The following is a 15,449-nucleotide window of genomic DNA, read 5'->3' as shown; positions in this document are numbered from 1 at the left end:
GCTCAACGCAACGAAAAGCGCCGCGACTCAAGCTCCAGCAACCATTGCTTGGCCGCCAGCCCGCCACCGAACCCGGTCAGGCTGCCGTTGCTGCCGATCACCCGATGACAAGGCACGATCACCGGCACCGGATTGCGTCCATTGGCCGCCCCGACTGCCCGTGACGCCTTGGGTCGATTGATCCGCTGGGAAATTTCGCCATAGCTGGTGGTCACGCCGTAAGGAATGGTCACCAGGGCTTGCCAGACGTCTTTCTGGAAGTCCGTGCCGAGCATATTGAGCTTCAGATCGAACTCGACGCGCTCACCGGCAAAGTACTCCTCCAACTGAATACGCACCTGTGCCAGTTTCTCCGGCGCATGCAGCCAGCCGTCCAATGGCGTCTGCGGCCGATAGTCCAGCTCGAAGCGCAGCTCCCGCAGCCCGTCGTCGTCGGCCACCAGCATCATGGGGCCGATGGGCGAAGGGATGATGTCGTAGTAAATCTGGCTTGCCGTCATTTTTGACTCCTGCGTATCGATTCTGCCTCACTCGCCCCGCGCCACAGGTACATCACCGTATAGGCGCGCCACGGACGCCAGTCTTCGGCGAGTAGTTCCAGCGCCTTGGTACTCAAGGGCGGAACATCCCTGACCACTTCGCGACGCAGGATCAGGTCCGCCGCCGGGAAGGCATCGGGATGATTGAGCGCACGCATGGCGATGTAGTGCGCGGTCCATTCGCCAATTCCCGGTAAGGCGACCCAGCTTTTGACGAAATCATTGAGACGTTGCTCTGTACGAAAACTCACCCGACCATCGAGCAAGGCCCGGGCGATACCTTGAATGGTGGCGGTGCGTGTCCTGATCACGCCGATTGAGCCCAGGTCCGCGTCGACCATCTGTTCTGGAGACGGAAACAAGCGATCCAGGCCCGGTGCCGGCGGTGCCTCAAGGACAGTGCCGAAGCGGGTCAGCAGTCGGGATGCCAGGGTACGTGCCGCCGCCACACTGACCTGCTGCCCCAACACTGCCCGCACCGAAATCTCGAAACCATCCCAGCCGCCTGGCAGCCGCTGACCGGGATAACGCCCAACCAGAGGCGCCAGCACCGGGCTCGCGCCCAGGGTAGCGGCGATGGACTGGGGGTCGGCGTCCAGGTCAAACATCCGGCGAATTCGCGTGACCACCGGCAGCATCTGCCCGGGCGGGACATTGAACAGCTCCAGCTTCAAGGCATGACCGCCATCGGGCCAGGCGCTGATCTGCAGCCAGCTGGGCGATTCGCGATTGCCGAAGACTCGCCGATAGCCTTGCTCGTCGACCACTTCGATACCCGGCAAGGCACGACTGGCAAGGAACGCCAATACAGCCTTGAAATCGTAGGGAGGTCGATAGCCCAGGCGCAGGACCAACGCGCTGTTGGCATTGGCCAAGGGCTTGCGGCGAAAATCCCGGGGCGGTGCATGGTTGGCTTCGGCAAAGGCCGAATTGAAGCGGCGCAGACTCTGGAAGCCCGAAGCCAGCGCCACTTCGGTGATCGGCAGCGCGGTTTCGGTCAGCAGTTGCTTGGCGAACAACAGGCGCTGGGTGGCATGGACCGCGATAGGTGGAGCGCCAAGGTGTTTGACGAACAGGCGCCGCAGCTGTCGGGCGCCGACATCGAGTCGGGCAGCCAGGTCGTCGAGGGACTGTTCGGCGAGAAAACCTTCGTGAATCAGCTTCAGCCCGCGGCCGACCAGATGTTCGCCGTGCAGCCAGATAGTGTTGCCCGGCGCCAGTTCTGGGCGGCAACGAAGGCAGGGGCGGAAGCCCAAGGCCTCGGCGGCGGCGGCACTGGGGTAATACTGCACATTCTCGACCTTGGGCGGACGCGCCGGGCAGACGGGGCGGCAGTAGATCCGGGTGCTGAGGACCGCCGTGAAAAATACCCCGTCGAAGCGCGCATCGCGGCTCAGGCGGGCCTTTTCGCAGATATCGGCCGAGGGAAATGAGGAAGCAATGGTCGTGTTCATGGGCAGAGACTAGCACCGGTGATGGGGCTGTTCTCGCCATTTTCGGACGTTAATGATGTGGTGCCGGAGATAGGAATCGAACCAATCTGAAAAAGTTCAGTAAACACGTCAGCTTTTGCTGATACAAAAACAATATAGGTACTCATTTAGGGACTCAGCAAAAACCAAGGTCTGCCGTCAGCTCTTAACCGCTGTGGCACCTCAGATTAGTCCAGGCATTTGCATTCGATCTGACCACTGATTGCATCGGATTTGACCAGCACGCTTAGTAATCATGATCGGCAGGGAGCTGCCCATAGCTGACGGTGGCGACAGGCAGAAATCGGCCGATTCTGTTGAAAAAGTCGACCTGAGCTGGCTGTCCGTGCATTGAGCGTTGAAAACGCCATTTTTGCACGCTGCTACGTAAAATCTGAGTCCTGAACCCTCTGCTCAAAACACAGATTTCAATCTCAGACGCGTACTTTTCTGCCATGGAAACCGAAGCCGACTTTTTCAACAGAATCGGCCAATTTCTGCCTTTCAGCAAAGGCAGAAAACGCCCAGTAGCACCTGTCGTTTCCGCTTTTGGATTCTCAGATCAAACTTCCTGGTAAGCTGATATGAACACGCTCGCCGGAGATGCTTTCCAGAAACTCTTGGGGAAGAACTCTTTCGAACACATCCAGCGTGGCGCTGTACTCGGCATGATGTGTCCTCCGGATTTATGGAAGGACAGGCATGGACCTTATAGGCAACGAGATCGGGCGCTAATCGGCCAAAAGCAATCAGATGTAACGGGCAGATCACGGCTCCTAAACCTACTTGTGGCGGCTGCGTTTCCTGAGCTTTAAGCTGAGTGCGTCCGGGGTCTGGCTAAGCTAGCCTATACGAGTCGCACCTATAGCCTGATAGCTGTAAAACAAGGGCAATTGTGCGCTACCGAACAGCGGGATACTTGATAGACTGCGCCGCACACGTCCAGGGAGTGGTAAATCATGCGTGGGGCGTTCGCTCTGATTGCGCTGTTAAGTGTTTTCTGGTCTTGCCAAGGGTATTCAGCCCTCAAAGTGGAGCAACTCAAGTCCACGGTCGATCCGCAAAAAGCCGAGGACTTCGCCACGCCGCTGATCGTGGGGTCGCCGGCAACGGTCGCACGACGCATCAATAACTGGCTGCAATATACCCAGCTGGGTTTGACTGACGGCGCGTATAAAACCTCGCCCTTTGAAAACCAGGACCCAGAGACAGGCACAACCGGCCTGAGCTACGTCGTGCTGGGGCAAACCCCGCAGTATTTGTCGCTTGAGTTGCGTGGCGAGTATATGGGTGCCTATCCCAGCTCCCACAGTCAGCCTGTGGTGTTTGATCTGCAGAGTGGAGACCGGATCGAGCTGGCGGACCTGCTGACACCGTCCGGTATGGCGCGCTTCGACAAACGCATGCTCCGCGAGCGTCTGGCGGCCATTGATGCCTTCCTGAAACTGCCGGACACGCGCTTATCGGAAGGTGATCAGGATGGCCACGAAGACTCCGAAACCCAGCGCCGTCTCTATCGGGAATGTCGTGCAAAAATGGTGAGTGGCCAGATCCGCCGCAACGAGTTTTATCTCGCCGACGGCAAGCTGACGGCGCTGCAAGGCTGTGACTTTCCCCATGTCGTCCAGGCGCTGGATGACCTTATGGATTTACCTCACAGCGAAACGTTTGCCGCGCTGGATCATGACCTGACGCCCTATGGTCACTGCCTGTTGATCGCTCATGGCACGCAGTGTGGTTTGCGCGCCGCGTCGGGGATCCACGAAGGCTTGTACGTGGGCACGATGGCTGGCAAGTTGCCGATCAGCCTGATGGTGTTTGGTGATGGCGGGCCATTTTATTTCTATGACCGCTACAAGGAACACATTCCCTTGACGCTCTCGCGACTGGGAGCGGGGCACATCGTGTTGTTGTTCTCCCACGAAAACCAGTCGTCCGAGAAGTTTGATTTGACCGTCGCTGCCGATGGCAGCCTGTCCGGCGGCTGGAGCCGGGGTGGGGCCGAGCCGGTTCCCGTCGTTCTGCATTAATTTCGCCAGGCCATTTCACCCCAATAAGGAAGTCCCATGTTTAGGGCGCTGTCAGCTTGTGTGCTGCTGTGTTTCGTCGGTCCTGCCATTGCCCTCGGGGTCGAGAGTGTTACGCCCGCATTGCCTTTTGCGCCTTTACCAGCCGTCACGATCAACGAATCCGGCAGCTTCACGCCCAATGCTGCCGGTGTACTCGAGTGGATTGGGCATGACTCCTACAAATCTTCCACAGGTGAAAAATGCCCGGTCAACCCGATGACTTGGGACAGTTGGAACCCGGTGACGGGCGAGTTGGTGCAGCGACCGATAGTCATCGATGGTCACGAAAATGATTCGCTCTATTGGCAGGCGCGACTGGCCACCGGGATCGTCGGGTTCTGGGCCATTGACTGTGGCGGACGCAAGGCCGGCTGGTTCGGTTTCATTGGCAACGATGGCAAGGTGTTGAGGTTGGACGACAAGCAGTGGCCCCGCCTGGTTTATCGTTCACGCACGGTGGTGCTTTCAGCGACCTCGCTGGCGCACGTCTGGCGCGCAAACAACGATCATTATTTACACGCGGAGATTGTCCGTTTGCAAGACAACACCTTGCAAGTGCAGTCGATACCCGACCTGCCAATCGCCTATCGAAACGACTATGGGCTGGCGGCGTATGGCGACCGTCTGATGATTCTCGGGGGTGGTGACGAGGAGTATCGCGGCTGCAATGTGTGCCGTGACGAAACCCATGTGTTCGACGCGACTACTGGCCAATGGAGCGATGGCCCGAAGATGCTGGAAGGTCGATCCGAACTCAACGCCACGGCCCTGGCCGATGGCAGTGTGCTGGTTTCGGGTGGCTACACGCGCAAGGCGGGATGGGGGAAAGGGCCTTCGCAGACTGCCGAGAGGCTAAACCCGGCGACCAACCGCTTTGAACCGGTTGCGCCCATGCCGTCCGCCAATGCAAAACACACGGCCATCGACCTGCCCGGCAGCGACGGCCAGGTGATGATGATCGGCGGCTCCAGCGGCAATATCGTCTCTTATGACCCGGCCAGTGATACCTGGCAGTTGCTGGCGACCTGCAATGGCCCGTGCAACGTCTTCCCCTTTCAGGCCGCCGGTCGCCTATATGGTTGGGTTGAGTCACGCGCCGAAGATAACGATGCCTACAGCGGCCCCAAGAGGCTTGCTCCGATAGCGTTGCGTCAGTCAACCTCGGCTCATCCGGCCGTCGTTGCGGTGGCGCCGCAACTCCTGTCGCTGGGGCGCCAGAGCGTGACGTTCCTGCCTTCGACGGCGACCCTGCCCGCGATGGTGATCAGCGGTTCCGGGCTTAACGCCGCTGATACCATTGACACGTCGGGGCGCATGGTCACGGTCCAGCCCATGTTGGGGCCGCACTATCGAGCGACGGCGTTGCGTTTCAATGGTGGCGTACTGGTGTATGGCGGCGAGCGGGATAATGGCCGTGCGCCGCCGACGGAACCGGCCATGGAGTGGCTACCGCCAGACAACGCGATCGGCCCCGCGCAATGGCAACGGGTAGTCGGAACGCCACCATCGTATATCAGCGCCGTCACCAGCCTGGCCAATGGCAATCTGCTGGAGGTCAACGAGGCGGGCGAGATTCATGAAGTCAGTCTGGACACCAGCCAGGCTCCAGCGACGCTGAAGCGCACGGCGTGGCCTGCTTTCCGGCACTTGCGCAAACCGACCGAGAAAAACCCCATGCAGATTCGCCAGCTTGATGATGGGCGAGTGGTCTTTGCCGCAGGTGAGATCCAACCAGTCGGCATGACCTTGCTGAAGCCTGATTCCGATCAGCCGGATTCCAAGGACGAGGTGCAATACCTGGGGGATTTCGACAGCGCCATGACTTACGCGATATTCGACTCGCGGAATCAGCGGTGGATCGAATCGGCCCCCGATGCCTATGAGAATGTCACGACCTTCATTCTAGCGGACGGTCGGGTCGCCCGCTTTGCCCAGGAGCCACTTGGCCCCGAGGCTGGTTTATCGCCCTCCATGCGCCTGTCGACAGCTGACGGCGCGCACTGGACCAGCCCCGCACGCAACGGCCTGCCGGTCGCCAAGGAGTACCGGGTTTATTTCAATATGAGCGACGACCTGCTGAGGAAAGAGTGGCTGATCGAAAAGGGCGCAAAGAACGACGGGCATTACATTCTCGAATGGTTTGACCTGGTGACCTCGACATGGCGCACCGTGCTCGATATGGACACCTACGGTCCCGAGTACCAGGTGGTGGCGCTACCCAATGGGCACAGATTTGTGTTGGCCCGAGACATATGATGAAACCCACGCTTTTACTGCTGAGCAGCCTGCTGACGTGCAACGCCGCGCTGGCGCTGGATGACGCCACATCCTTCGGGCAATTGACGATGGTGGTGGGTAACGATATGACTACCTCGGATGAAATCGTGCCGGGAAACGACTGGCTGTCGTTGCACTGTGACCCGAGCGGTTGCCGACTGCTGCCCGCGACTGTGGCGGTTGGCGGCGAAGAGCCGAGCACTCGCGACAGCATGAACATGACCCTGCATCGCTTGCACTTCGCCAACGCGGGTCCCGAAGGCACCACGGGCGTCGAAGTATGGTTGCGCCGCAATTCCCGTTTCCCCTGGCTCAAGCCCGGACCGGTGCTGACCTATACCGCCACAGAGGGGCCTGTGGATGGGGTCGCAGATCTTGCGACCAAGTCGGTCAGCGTGCCGCTGGCCGATCGCACGGTGACGCTGATGCCGTTGCTGGATATCGAGCATCGGCAGATCCCGCTGCAACTTCGCGAGCCGAAACAACGGCAGATGCTCGACGACATGACCGCGTGTCTGGTGGCGACCGGTTACTTGCGCTGGTCCGGGGACCTGGATGGCGATGGGCGCCCGGATTATCTGATCGATTACCCTCGGGGTTCCGCTGGCACTCACTCGGTGTTGTACCTATCTACGATGGCAAGCCCGAGCCAGTTGGTCGGTTCGAGCGCTGTGTTCGACAGTACTGTCGGGTTTAACGGATGTGATGACAGTGAGTGGTTTGGTAGCGAATAAAACGCGGTATTAATCGCCATTGGTTTCGTAGACGCCTTGAACGGCTGCATTGGGTCCAGGCTGTGTAAAAACGCTTCGTCAAAATTGAAGTTTGCGCGTCTATGCGAAATCTGAAGATTATCGGCTGCTCAGCTGATCTGGATTTTGCGTAGAAACGCGATTTTCAGTCCAGCACTGGGCTCCAATCGCGCTGAAAAACGTTTTTACACAGCCTCGGTCGGAAGCGGCCGTGGCGAATGGACCACTACGGCCGCAGCCGCTGCGCCCAAGCTACCGTGCGAAGCTTCGGGGGCGCCTTCGTCACCCTACCGAAGCCGATTAAGAGGTTCTCGTCGCCGTCCGGGCCGCCAGGGGACCAGAACTGGCATACGTTGACATTGCCGGCAAATGCCGGCATGCTAACTCAATTGATGCCGGCATCCGCCGGCAATTTTCTGAAAGGACTGGCTCATGTCAACGGAATACAAGCCCACGCTACGTTTTAACGCACTTGAAACCCGCCGCATCAACTCCGCAGCCAGCAAGGCAGAGCTGAAACCGGCCGAATGGATGCGCAAGCTGATCCTCGATCACGCCCCGCAGTTGACCATCGCCGACCCACTGGCCGTGCGCGTGGCTGGCTTTGATGAACGGTGTGGCTGGAACCTCATTCACTACGCCGAAGCGCTGGCCCATGCCAAGACCTTCCAGGCGGACGTCAGCGATATCGCGGACTACATGGAACGCTACACGACGATCGAGGACGAGGAGGAGTGGATCGACGGCGACAAACTCCCGGGCGTGTCAGCTCTCGATGTGACCAGTGTAGAGGCAAGGGCTATAGATCTGTGCCGGGCGATCAATCTCGCGCACATACGCGCCGAGCTTGCGAGCGAGAGGGTGTCGGCCAGTTAGTTAAACGGTCGCTGGTCGTCGACTCAGGCCAGGCCGATCAGATCGGGCACGAGATCAGCCTGGGTGAGGTGAAGCGGATTAGGCTGTAAGCCATACCTGCCCCTCCTAAAGCCCCGCCAGGGGCGGGGCTGGGTGTCACGGATTACCAGCCATCTGACGGGCGTAATGACGGTCACTGAGATTCTTCTTAGGATCAGCCTTGGCCCAACGCTCCGGCCCCTTACAGTCCATGCAGATCAGTATCTGTTTATCGGTACTGAGAGTGTACAGGTGAGTTTTAGAACCATCGCCGATCTTCAAGCCGGCGTCCGTTACATTGAACCCTGGAACCTCATACCCCAGACGATCATCCATATTCTCGAACTTGAACGACCAGACCCTGATCTGTTTCTCGCGCCAGATGGTCATTATGGTCAAAGGGTCTTGTTTCGTAGTACGTTGAAAGACCCAATCGCCCTCATAAGGCGTCAGCTTCGGGGCTTCTAAATTACGTAGACCTTGCTCCAGGGCTTTCTGCTGCATTTTTTCCCGTTCGGCATTCCGCGCTTCCTCGTTCTTGCGGGCTTGCTCCTTAAGCATCTGATCTACGTCATACGGCCCTTTAGGGTCATATTTCCAAACATGCTCGTCCGTCTCCATGCCGAGTACCTTGCAATTAAGGCAGTCAAGGCTTCGCTCATCGACGTTACGCCTCATTACCAGACGTGTAGAGCCGTTCACGGCATCAAGAAGAAGTTTCTTATCTTTTACCGAAACCTTCATTTTACCCAGAGGTTTGATGCCGTCTTTCTCAAAATCCCCAAAGAGCTCCGCTTCATCACTATGAACATTGAGAACCATGGCCCCCTTCATAGTTGAGTCTTTAAATCGGTAAGCCCCAGTAAAATCCTCACCACCACAGGCAGCAAGGAGTGAACCGGAAACAACAGTTGCCACTAGCCTGAATAAAGTACGCATAACATCCTTTTTTGCTATTTATGACGCCTGTTTCCTAGCGTCCTGTGAGGGGGAGCAATAGCCCAAAGCGGCACGCCAAAACAAAGAAGTCATTTTGCCATCATTGCCATTTGTTTGCCATTGAGCTCGCCAACGAACAATTCAGCGCGAAACGGATCCAGTCGCAGCGGTACTGGCATCCAGTACAGCCGCAGCACCGCTCCATCCGTCGCGACGATCACAGGCCGCGTCGAGGAGGCCGACCAGACCAGCTCTGGACAGAGGCAACTGACGAGTATCAACTCATCCAGGTCAGCGTGAATCATCGTCCGATCCTCCGCGATGCTCCAGCCACTCCCCCAACCCCCACAAAACGGCGCCCAGCGCAGCCAGCGCGACGATGCACCGCAGCGGCAACCAGCGATTTGAACCGATCCAGACCCCCAGTCCACCGAAGAAAACCGTCATCAACAGCCGCTTCATCTCACGCCTCAGATTTTGTTCGAGAGGCAAACGTTAACCGTGGGTCGGGACGTGTCATCGAGGCGCCACGAAAAATCGCCAATTCCTGAACTTGGAAGTGGCGAAACTTCAGCGGCATCGCTGAGAACGACGGTGACTCCCTTAGTGGATTTGGGTGGCACAAATGCGGTCCGCTGTTATCTCTCAGGGGTATTTGAGTGACGCGCCGCTGGTTCAGTGGGGTTTCTCAGGGGCATGAGAGTGACTCGATTATTGTCCGCTGTGCCCCCGTGGTTGGGGGTGTAGTGAATGCTCGGTATAACTAGGTGGCTTATTGGGGAGATCGGAGGAGGAAGCCAGGTAAGCAGCAGTGAGCCGCCAGTGGTGAGAATGGGAAATGAGCCGTTATAATGAGGTGAGGGCAGTGGGCCACCCAGCAGAGGTGGCTGGTGATGCTGACGATGCCAGTAAGACCGGTACCCAGCATCACGCGCCCATTCCTATTGCTCAGGTCAAACATATAGATGGGCCTGTACTATGGTGTGCCCAACCTAGTGCATCACCAACTCACTTGAACGGCGAGTCTTCTGCCCGAAAAGATCTCAACGTGGCGGTGGCGGTGGGACCAGTCGTGAACGCCGGACCTCGCCACGCCCGCTCGGATTGGGTGTTGTAGGCCAATACATCTTCGCCACGCTGTCAGACGCGCCGGGATTTGGCGCAGGCCGAACTGGCGGAAGCGAACCGCTGCCAGCAAGGCTCGGGGAGACGGGACGCGGCGGAATCGTACTACCACCGACACCAGAACCACCCCCTCCCCGTCCAACTGCTCCCCCCCTCATCGCGCCCAGTCGGCTAATCGCCATAACAGTTCCCACAGCACGTGCTGCGAATCCACCGACACCACTAGCTGTAGCCATCGCGCCAGTCAGACTGCCCGCCAAGCCACCCAGAGAAACACCGGTCAGACTAGATGCAATCCAGGTCGTGATAGCGAGCAGGATCGCCGCAATCGCGCCCATAAATCCGCGTATCGCGTCGAACCCAGCACCAGAACCTGTCCAACCACTCGCGGCAGCCGCCTGACCAATAGCGACGGAGGCCATTACGAGCGAGACAGCCACGATTAGGGCATGCGCAAAAAGCATTGCAATAACAGGGAAAAACAGGAGTGATGCCCAGCTCATCAGAACCCGCGCCCCCCGTAATGGGGTAAGCAGCAACGCCACCGGCGCAGCAAGCAGCACGAGCCAGAACAACCAGGCCGACAACATCACGTATCCCGGCAGCAGGGTTTGCAGATCAAGCCAACCAGACATGTCCTTGAACATTTGAACACTGGCTAGAACGCCCGCCCCAATCTCAGAGCTCTCTTTCGAAAGGCCGGTAGTGCTTTGCAATGAGCGCGTCATAAAGCGTTGCCATGCCGTCGCAGTGCTCACGGCCCCCACTTCGGCACTAACACGTTGACCGCCGGCAATTGTTCCGCCTGCCTCTTTTAGAGCCTGGTAGGCCTGTTCAGCGCCCAACTGGGCTATTTTGTAGGCCTCCACGCAACTGCTAGGCTGAAACATGATTGCAGTGTTATCCCCCCCCACAACCTCCGACTTCTGGCCAGGGATCATCGTAATCGGCAGATAACTTGGAGTTGCATCTGATTTTCCGGTGAACAGAGCCTGCCAGTGCGCTTGGGTAGGTAGTGCATAACGGCCGCCCTGAAACGGCCCGGAAGTCTCCAGAGCTGCCATTCCTGCCTCACGGCGTGATCGGATCGAACCAATGTCTACGGCTTGGTTAAGCCCGGTTCGAGCAGCGCCGCCGCCCAGGAGATAGTTAAGCCACCCACCATTCTCCTCAGCAGAGCCATTTAGGTATTTTCCTAAACCGTCACCTGCCGCCTTTATTTGGGCTAACAGTCCGATTTGCTCATCTGGAATGCCAAGCCCGCCGCCGCCCAAGAGGCCAACCGCATGCAAGGACTCAACTTTCGCTGCATGCTCAGGTCCCGCCAATTCCGCACGACCTGGTGCACAACTGGCATTGTAATCCTGGATCAGTCGGGCCAGATCGGTGCCCTGGTACAACTGCGCGCCCCGGGCCACGATGTCATCGACTGCCGCCTGAGCCGGGATAATCGATCCGGCAATAGTGTGCTCGCTGAGCACCCCATCCAGCGCCGATCGATAGATACGATGCACTGCCATTGCCAATTTCAGGGGCGTTGCCTGAATCTCCACCAAATTAACCGAGGTCCCACTGGGCAGTTGCACGGTCGCCGGCCTCATCCCGTAAAGCACGAAAAAGAAAATGACCGCACCGCTCGCCAAACTACGAGCCAACCCATCATATGCTCGCAGCACAGTCATTATGAGCCAGGCAAATCCGACTGCTCCGCTCAGTCCAACGCTGCTGCTGTTAAATGCAGTAAAAATGGGTTGAGTTGCGGCGAGCATGGTCATGCCCACGTCATCCCACAGAGCAAATATCCAACCGAACCCTGCGTAGCCCTCCGGGGTTGCCGCGACGCTCATACCGAACATTCCGGCCAGCGACTACCCAGCCGCCGGCGCAGTGTGAGGAGCAGGCGCAGCCCCCACATGCCGACCCACAGCAAACATAGGGTGAAACCGAGCAGGATCAGATACTGGGCCAGCGGCGCAGTCAGTAGATCGCCGGTTCGCTGAACGGCATCGTATTGCTCCAGTGCTCGGCGCCCGTATACGCCGGGCATGAGCAGCATGGCGGCAATGTGGAGCAGCCCGAGCAGAGGGCCGAGCGCAATTCCGGCCCAACCAACTCGTTTCGTGATTGCTGGCATACGCTGATGTGCTGCATCCAAAATTCGCGAAATTTTCTTGCTGGTCATCATTCGCCATATCCCCTCATCCATGTTGACTGCAACCAGCGTAATGGCGAAGCCACTGTGTCACCACCGAACCCGATGCACTTTCTATGTTGCGCGTAAGCCCGCTATGTAACGCGCCTAATCGGCGCTTTACATAGCGGGCTTACTGGATATCTATGATTTAGCGCAACAGACATAACGCAACCCTAAACGATTGCGTCCTCCCCCTAGGCTCTCGTAAGCTGACCAGGCTCAAAACCGCCCTGCCCGGCCGCTCGTGCCCGTGTTGTTCATGGGGATAGGCAATGGCAGAGGGCTCCTGTTCTGCGTCATCGCAGGCAGGGCTTTATCGATTACGCGCCGCGTCATCGCTCGCGTAACCGGCTTGGCCCCGACCGATTTATCGGGAACATCAAAGACCAACAGAGGAGAAACGACAACCTAACCAGATCAGCCAGACCAACAATGGCAACCGCACCTGAACGGTTAATCAGGAACCCGCTCGGAGACTCCGAATAGGCGTGAACAGTCCCCGCCTGCACATCAGTGCAAAGGGGGGCGAACAGGCACACAACGAACCATCCTCGGATGGTGTGTCGCTGAACCGGCAATGGTCAGAAGTTCTTACACATCCAGAGAGCGTCCCATGAGCGAATTCGATGCGGAGACCATTGCTGCGCGCCTCAAATCCGAGTCTAGGATTCGGAGAAAACCCCGAACTTATGCCCAGCGGCGCTCATTACTTGATAACTACAAACACGAGCTGTTGCAGCTTGATGCAGTAGGTTGCAATGGCAGCGAGTTGCAGCGCTGGATAGCCGAGAAAGGCATTACAGTCGAACGCTCGACTGTGAACCGCTGGCTACATCGGAACCGCCAGCATGGCTAAGTTCGCCAAACCGGCGAAGCAAGCAGCGTCCGTGATGAAGCAGCTGCAAGGCAGCCACATCAAATCGGTCAGCACCGTACGGAACTATGAACAACGCTTAAAGCAAATCACTGTCCATCTCCAAGAGCACCGCCTGGGCAGCCTTCGTGATATGACTCCGACTCGTGCCCTCGAATATCTACGACAACGTGCCGAAGTTGTTGGCCAAAAAACTCTGGATATGGAGCGGCAAGCCCTGCAAGCGATGATGCAACACGTCACTCATCAGCTCCCACCAAGTCAAACTCTGGTTGTCATCAAAAGCACCGCACCGGCAGCCCGAAAAGGAAAGGCCGGTCAGCCAACATTAGGTCGACGATTGGCCGAGCAATCGAGGTCATACACCCGTGAGCAAGTGACTCTCATCGCCGCTCGCCAGTCGCCACACAACGCCCTAGCAACCGAGATTTCCCATGCATCAGGCCTGCGTGCCCATGAGTTACTAACGCTGCGCCGTATCCACCACAAAGCCCCAGATGTTCGACCTGCGCATGCTTTGAAGTTTTCCGGCATCCGGGAAAACTCCATTGCCTACACCGTTCACGGTAAAGGTGGTCTTACCCGCGAGGTACGTATTCCGATCAACCTGGCTAGGCGCCTGGAAGCGACACGTCTACCAGAGGCTCGTAGCGTTACGGATCGAGGTGTCCGATACCAGCAGTTCTACGAACTTGGCGGCGGTCAGCCCTGGAGCAAATCATTCGGTGCGGCTTCAAAAGCAGCGCTTGGCTGGTCCAACGGAGCCCACGGGCTCCGTCACAGTTACGCCCAGGAACGCCTTAGCACGATGCAATGCCATCTCACCCGTGAAGAAGCAAAGCGCGTCGTCTCTCAGGAGTTGGGCCACTTTCGTCCAGAAATTACCGAGGTCTATCTACGATGACAGTCGCTAGACCTTCGCCGAAAAGATAAAGATTAAAAATGATTAAAAACAGATTAGTGCCTCCGGCGAAAATCTGTGCACAGCCGATTCGTCCTGGGCTAGAGACCGATATCAATGTCGCGTACCAGGAGTGCTGGAACGGTATCTACAGGGGTGCCAGAACGGCATCGTCGGAGTGCAGGAACGGTAACCGGGGGTGCTAGAACGGTATCACAGGTGGGCTGGAACGGTATCAGCGTTTATTGGCTAAGTGTCGCCGCTGCGAGGGGCTGGGAGTAGTTTTGACTCGCACCAGGTTCCCCTCTATCAGGTAACTAAATGGTTGTCCTGCTGCATTGCAGGCTCTTTCCACAGTATCTAACGATCGGCGCAAATCCTTTTTGAAATCAACTAAAGAGCTAGCTCGGCTTCCACACAGTCGATGCAGAGTTTCGACCCTCAGATTATAGGGTCGTGCATGAGTCACATAGAAACCATGTAGCCACTGCGCAAGCGGTCTCCCATGCAGCGTTTGACGAACAGACCAATCCACATCAGTGAACTGGTCATCAAGGAACAGCACCCGGAGCTTAGGATTCAATCGAATGACATAACTCCGTGAGTCATGGTCGCGGTAGACCTCGTGAATCAAACTCCCCTCGTATGAATGCTCGCCCACTCGAACCTGCAAGGCGGTCGCCTTCATTCTGCTTAGATGCCTATCTAAGATCGTTCGATTCTTTCCTGTATCGGTTCTACCGAGATCTTTCAGGAGTCGATAGGCGGTTACCCTGCACTCCGAACCTAGCTCCTGCATCCGCGCCAAGTGCAGCACGGTTTCCCACACGTCCAAATCCCCCTGATCAAGCAAGGCACCCGTGTAAAGTATGCTGATTCCACCCAGAGCGTTAATCTCCACTCGCTCAAGGTATGGACGGTGCCCCTTGCTGATTGCACCAAATAGCGCTGAGCGAAGAGCAACGTTCGGCACACGCCGAACCGAGTCAGACCAGTTCGGCAATAGGCCACGAACCTGTTCGATCTCCGCGTCTTGCAGCTTCGCGCGAGAGCGCTTTCTGTTCTCTTCTAGCCGGGCAAGGGTACGGCTAGGAATTGGCGTAATTACAGACATCGTTAACGAACGGATGCACTTATTTTTTCTGCAACCCAGGCATGCACTTGCTCGGCAGGCCATGCCACAGAATTCGCCCCAAGTGAAATCCCAGCAGGGAACTCGCCCGCCCGAATCAGGCGATATATCTGAGATTTGCTCAGCCCAACGAGGGCACAGACATTAGGAAGGCGAAGCAGTAGAGGTGAAACAAATTGACTAGCCATCTGGACGGGTCTCCTTGGAACCGGACTGGATGGCTAGGGATTTAATGGCACCTCAAGCGAGGAGTCATGGGAACTCCCAAATTCTCGGGGAAA

16 protein-coding genes are annotated in these 15,449 nt (G+C 57.5%); 6 read left to right on the top strand and 10 right to left on the bottom strand.

Going from position 1 to position 15,449, the window contains the following annotated elements; all coding sequences use genetic code 11:
- Window positions 1-2 precede the first annotated feature (2 nt).
- From M5B42_RS26985 to M5B42_RS26975, 3 genes are read right to left on the bottom strand one after another with little or no spacing between them, the layout of a single operon-like run.
- A complete protein-coding gene (locus M5B42_RS26985; RefSeq protein WP_177099389.1) occupies window positions 3-500 on the bottom strand; it encodes a methylated-DNA--[protein]-cysteine S-methyltransferase in 498 nt (165 codons plus the stop codon).
- Window positions 497-1,993 carry a DNA-3-methyladenine glycosylase 2 gene (locus tag M5B42_RS26980; protein ID WP_248747523.1) on the bottom strand — a complete coding sequence of 499 codons (1,497 nt, stop codon included), beginning with the start codon at window positions 1,991-1,993 and terminating at the stop codon, window positions 497-499. Before M5B42_RS26980 ends, M5B42_RS26985 begins: the two co-directional genes overlap by 4 nt.
- On the bottom strand, window positions 1,990-2,139 hold the full coding sequence (locus M5B42_RS26975; protein ID WP_248747522.1) for a hypothetical protein: 150 nt from the start codon (window positions 2,137-2,139) through the stop codon (window positions 1,990-1,992). The genes M5B42_RS26980 and M5B42_RS26975 overlap by 4 nt, the downstream gene beginning before the upstream one ends.
- Before the next feature lie 831 nt (window positions 2,140-2,970).
- Between M5B42_RS26975 and M5B42_RS26970 the strand changes: the two genes are divergently transcribed.
- The 4 genes from M5B42_RS26970 to M5B42_RS26955 all read left to right on the top strand — a co-directional run bounded on the left by M5B42_RS26970 (window position 2,971) and on the right by M5B42_RS26955 (window position 7,985).
- On the top strand, window positions 2,971-4,041 hold the full coding sequence (locus M5B42_RS26970) for a hypothetical protein (protein ID WP_248747521.1): 1,071 nt from the start codon (window positions 2,971-2,973) through the stop codon (window positions 4,039-4,041).
- 36 nt (window positions 4,042-4,077) lie between these two features.
- The gene (locus tag M5B42_RS26965) at window positions 4,078-6,336 is read left to right on the top strand and encodes a hypothetical protein (RefSeq protein ID WP_248747520.1); all 2,259 of its coding nucleotides are present in this window, start codon (window positions 4,078-4,080) and stop codon (window positions 6,334-6,336) included.
- On the top strand, window positions 6,336-7,091 hold the full coding sequence (locus M5B42_RS26960) for a hypothetical protein (RefSeq protein ID WP_248747519.1): 756 nt from the start codon (window positions 6,336-6,338) through the stop codon (window positions 7,089-7,091). Before M5B42_RS26965 ends, M5B42_RS26960 begins: the two co-directional genes overlap by 1 nt.
- A 450-nt stretch (window positions 7,092-7,541) precedes the next feature.
- Window positions 7,542-7,985, top strand: a complete 444-nt coding sequence (locus M5B42_RS26955; RefSeq protein ID WP_248747518.1) for a hypothetical protein — start codon at window positions 7,542-7,544, stop codon at window positions 7,983-7,985.
- A gap of 135 nt (window positions 7,986-8,120) precedes the next feature.
- Here the strand turns inward: M5B42_RS26955 and M5B42_RS26950 are convergent, their stop codons facing one another.
- The 5 genes from M5B42_RS26950 to M5B42_RS26930 all read right to left on the bottom strand — a co-directional run bounded on the left by M5B42_RS26950 (window position 8,121) and on the right by M5B42_RS26930 (window position 12,252).
- Entirely contained in the window at window positions 8,121-8,942 is an 822-nt protein-coding gene (locus M5B42_RS26950; RefSeq protein WP_248747517.1) for a hypothetical protein, read from the bottom strand.
- A gap of 89 nt (window positions 8,943-9,031) precedes the next feature.
- Window positions 9,032-9,247 carry a hypothetical protein gene (locus tag M5B42_RS26945; RefSeq protein ID WP_248747516.1) on the bottom strand — a complete coding sequence of 72 codons (216 nt, stop codon included), beginning with the start codon at window positions 9,245-9,247 and terminating at the stop codon, window positions 9,032-9,034.
- Entirely contained in the window at window positions 9,234-9,404 is a 171-nt protein-coding gene (locus M5B42_RS26940) for a hypothetical protein (protein ID WP_248747515.1), read from the bottom strand. Before M5B42_RS26940 ends, M5B42_RS26945 begins: the two co-directional genes overlap by 14 nt.
- A 581-nt stretch (window positions 9,405-9,985) precedes the next feature.
- Window positions 9,986-11,914: a hypothetical protein gene (locus M5B42_RS26935; protein ID WP_248747514.1), complete on the bottom strand. Its 1,929-nt coding sequence runs from the start codon at window positions 11,912-11,914 to the stop codon at window positions 9,986-9,988.
- The gene (locus M5B42_RS26930; RefSeq protein ID WP_248747513.1) at window positions 11,911-12,252 is read right to left on the bottom strand and encodes a hypothetical protein; all 342 of its coding nucleotides are present in this window, start codon (window positions 12,250-12,252) and stop codon (window positions 11,911-11,913) included. The genes M5B42_RS26935 and M5B42_RS26930 overlap by 4 nt, the downstream gene beginning before the upstream one ends.
- A 622-nt stretch (window positions 12,253-12,874) precedes the next feature.
- Between M5B42_RS26930 and M5B42_RS26925 the strand changes: the two genes are divergently transcribed.
- Together M5B42_RS26925 and M5B42_RS26920 are read left to right on the top strand one after the other, a co-directional pair.
- Window positions 12,875-13,117, top strand: coding sequence for a hypothetical protein (locus tag M5B42_RS26925; RefSeq protein WP_248747512.1), 243 nt, complete (start codon window positions 12,875-12,877; stop codon window positions 13,115-13,117).
- A complete protein-coding gene (locus M5B42_RS26920; RefSeq protein ID WP_248747511.1) occupies window positions 13,110-14,039 on the top strand; it encodes a site-specific integrase in 930 nt (309 codons plus the stop codon). The genes M5B42_RS26925 and M5B42_RS26920 overlap by 8 nt, the downstream gene beginning before the upstream one ends.
- Window positions 14,040-14,271: 232 nt before the next feature.
- Here M5B42_RS26920 and trfA read toward each other — a convergent pair whose 3' ends face one another.
- Together trfA and M5B42_RS26910 are read right to left on the bottom strand one after the other, a co-directional pair.
- Window positions 14,272-15,150: a plasmid replication initiator TrfA gene (trfA, locus tag M5B42_RS26915; RefSeq protein WP_248747510.1), complete on the bottom strand. Its 879-nt coding sequence runs from the start codon at window positions 15,148-15,150 to the stop codon at window positions 14,272-14,274.
- A gap of 2 nt (window positions 15,151-15,152) precedes the next feature.
- Entirely contained in the window at window positions 15,153-15,356 is a 204-nt protein-coding gene (locus M5B42_RS26910; RefSeq protein ID WP_248747509.1) for an AlpA family transcriptional regulator, read from the bottom strand.
- Window positions 15,357-15,449: the final 93 nt, after the last annotated feature.

It is taken from the genome of Pseudomonas sp. MWU12-2037 (assembly GCF_023242345.1).
Classification (GTDB): Bacteria; Pseudomonadota; Gammaproteobacteria; order Pseudomonadales; family Pseudomonadaceae; genus Aquipseudomonas; species Aquipseudomonas gingeri_D.
Note: the sequence above shows the minus strand (reverse complement) of the source record. Positions and strands in the feature narration are given on the sequence as shown.